The 2,955-nt window shown below is 76.9% G+C and carries 2 protein-coding genes; both read left to right on the top strand.

Translation table 11 applies throughout. The annotated features are described in order from the left end of the window. The first annotated feature begins 47 nt into the window (after nucleotides 1-47). Nucleotides 48-1,532 carry an FGGY family carbohydrate kinase gene (locus ACFT55_RS19840; RefSeq protein WP_380245573.1) on the top strand — a complete coding sequence of 495 codons (1,485 nt, stop codon included), beginning with the start codon at nucleotides 48-50 and terminating at the stop codon, nucleotides 1,530-1,532. 4 nt (nucleotides 1,533-1,536) lie between these two features. Further along, a complete protein-coding gene (locus tag ACFT55_RS19835) occupies nucleotides 1,537-2,949 on the top strand; it encodes a serine hydrolase domain-containing protein (RefSeq protein ID WP_380245572.1) in 1,413 nt (470 codons plus the stop codon). Nucleotides 2,950-2,955: the final 6 nt, after the last annotated feature.

The following is a 2,955-nucleotide window of genomic DNA, read 5'->3' as shown; positions in this document are numbered from 1 at the left end:
CGCCCGCTCACAACACCGGCGGACCGACCTCCGTGAAGGAAGCAACGATGCCCCTCGTCGCCGGCGTGGACACGTCCACGCAGTCCTGCAAGATCGTCGTGCGCGACGCCGAGACGGGCCGCCTGGTCCGCTCCGGCACCGCGAAGCACCCCGACGGCACGTCGGTCGACCCGCAGCACTGGTGGGACGCGTTCCTGGCCGCCGCGCGCGAGGCCGGCGGCCTCGACGACGTCGCCGCGGTCGCGGTCGGCGGTCAGCAGCACGGCCTTGTCGCCCTCGACGCCGACGGTCGCGTCGTCCGCGACGCGCTCCTGTGGAACGACACCCGGTCCGCTTCCGCGGCCGAGGACCTCGTCCGCGAGCTCGGCGACGGCGACCGCGACGCCGGTGCGCAGGCCTGGGCCGACGCCGTCGGCTCGGTGCTCGTCGCCTCCCTCACCGTCACCAAGCTGCGCTGGCTGCGCGACGCCGAGCCTGAGAACGCGGCGCGCGTCGCCGCCGTCGCGCTCCCCCACGACTGGCTGACCTGGCGCATCGCCGGCTACGGGCCCGAGGGCGAGTCGCCGCTCGGCCCGCAGCTCGACGCCCTCGTCACCGACCGGTCCGACGCGTCGGGCACCGGCTACTACGACGCCGACGCGGACGGCGGCGCCGGCACCTACCGCCGCGACCTGCTCACGCTCGCCCTCGGTCGTGACGACGTCACGCTCCCCCGCGTGCTCGGCCCTGCGGAGTCCGGCGGCGTCGCGCACGCCACGGTCGCGGGGGCCGACGTCGAAGGTGGGGCACTCCTCGGTCCCGGCGCCGGCGACAACGCGGCCGCAGCGCTCGCGCTCGGCATGACGCCCGGCGACATCGCGATCTCGATCGGCACGTCGGGCGTCGTCTCCGCGGTGGCGCCGGCGCGCACCGCCGACGGCTCCGGCGCGATCAACGGGTTCGCCGACGCCACCGGGAACGCCCTCATGCTCGCGGTCACGCTCAACGCGGCCCGCGTGCTCGACGCCGCCCGGGCCGTGCTCGACGTCGACGTCCACGAGCTCGCCGACCTCGCGCTCGCCGCCCCCGCCGGCGCCGACGGCCTCGTCCTCGTCCCCTACCTGGAGGGCGAGCGCACCCCCAACCGCCCCGACGCGACCGGCACCCTGCACGGCGTCCGCCTCGCGACCTCCACCCGCGCGCACCTGGCGCGCGCCTACGTCGAGGGGATGCTCTGCGGCCTCGCCGACGGCCTCGACGCCCTGCGCGCCCAGGGAGTGCCGGTCGAGCGCGTCATGCTCATCGGCGGGGCGGCCCAGTCGCCCGCCGTGCAGCAGGTGGCCACGCAGGTCCTCGGCCTCGCCGTCGGCGTCCCCGAGCCGGGCGAGTACGTGGCCGACGGCGCGGCCCGGCAGGCGGCGTGGACGCTCGCGGCCGCGACCGACGCGGACGCCGCTCCCCCCGCGTGGTCGACGACGATCGCCGTCACGCTCGACCCCGACCCCCGGCCCGTGGTCCGCGCGCAGTACGCCGCCGTGCGCGACCTGGTCTGAGCCCGTGCCGACCACCGGTCGCGCTCCTGCCGCGGACCCTGACCTGACCACAGGGCTCGCGACCGTCGTCGCGCGCTCCCGCGAGCTGGACGTCGCCCTGCACACGGTGGACGTCCGGGCGGGTGGCGAGCGGCTGCTCGCCGCGGCGTGCGCACCTCTGGGCCACGACGTGCCGCAGCGCATGTACTCCGTGTCGAAGACGGTGACGGCGCTGGCCGTCGGCCTGCTCGCCGCGGAGGGTGCGCTGAGCCTCGACGACCCCGTGGTGCGGCACTTCCCGGACGTGCTCGCGGCGACCGGCCCGGCGCACCCGTGGCTGGAGGCCACGACGCTGCGGGACATGCTCGCCATGCGTGGTCCGCACCGCAGCACGACGTACAAGGTGCGGGAGGGTGGCTGGCTCGAGTCGTACTTCCGCGTGCCGCCCACCCATCCGCCGGGTGCGCTGTTCACCTACGACACCAGCGCCGCGTACACGCTGGCCGCGCTGGTGGAGCGGACCGCGGGCACGTCGCTGGCGGAGTACCTGCGCCCTGGGCTGCTCGACCCGCTGGGCATCAGCCCGGGCCTGCGGTTCCTGCCCGGCCCGGACGGCTACAGCCACGGCGGCTCCGGGCTCGTCTGCACCCCGGACGACCTGTCCCGGCTCGCCGGCCTGCTCCTGGACGGCGGCGTGCACGACGGCGTCCCGCTGCTCCCGGCGGAGTTCCTCGCCGCCGCGACGACGCCACGCTCGGACCCGGCGACCCAGACCTGGGGCGGACCGTTCCGCGCCGCGTACGGCTACCAGGTCTGGCTGCCGCCGCAGGGCGGCTGGCTGATGTTCGGCCTCGGCGGCCAGATCGTCCACGGCGACCCGGCGACCGGGGTGAGCGTGGTCGTGACGGCCGACGCCCAGGCCGCCGGCGCCGGGGACCAGAAGCTCCTCGACCTCGTGCTGGACCACCTCGTCGCGCCCGCGCGGGCCGTGGCGACCTCCGCGCCGCGGGCGGGCGACGACGTCGCGGGCCTGGCGTGGCCGGCGCCCCGCGACCACCCCGAGCACGCCCGCTCGCTCGTCGGGCGCTGGACGACGCTGACGCCGGGCGCCGGTCCGGCCGCGCTCACGCTCGACCTGACCGCCACGACGGACGGCACCACCGGCACGGTGGCCTCGGACGACGGCTGGTCGGTGCGCGTGGACACGTCCGCCCCGGTGCGCACGCGCGTCGCCGACCAGCCCGCGGTCGTGACCGCCGGATGGTCGGGACCCGGCACGCTCGACGTGCGCTGCGGCACCCACGGGGACGAGCTCGCCACGTTGCGCCTGCGCCTCGTGCACCTCGACGACGGCACCCTCGCCGTCCAGTCGCAAGGCTTCGGCGAGACGCTCGACCCGCGCTGGACGTTCCACGCGGCCTTCGCCCCCGCCCCCTGAGTGTTG

Source organism: Isoptericola sp. NPDC057191, from assembly GCF_042670225.1.
Lineage (GTDB): Bacteria > Actinomycetota > Actinomycetes > Actinomycetales > Cellulomonadaceae > Isoptericola.
This window is presented reverse-complemented; position numbering and strand designations above follow the sequence as displayed.

What these genes read in the sequence shown, in the direction of transcription:
- ACFT55_RS19840 (WP_380245573.1), top strand. Translation starts at nt 48, where the DNA reads ATGCCCCTCGTCGCCGGCGTGGACACGTCCACGCAGTCCTGCAAGATC.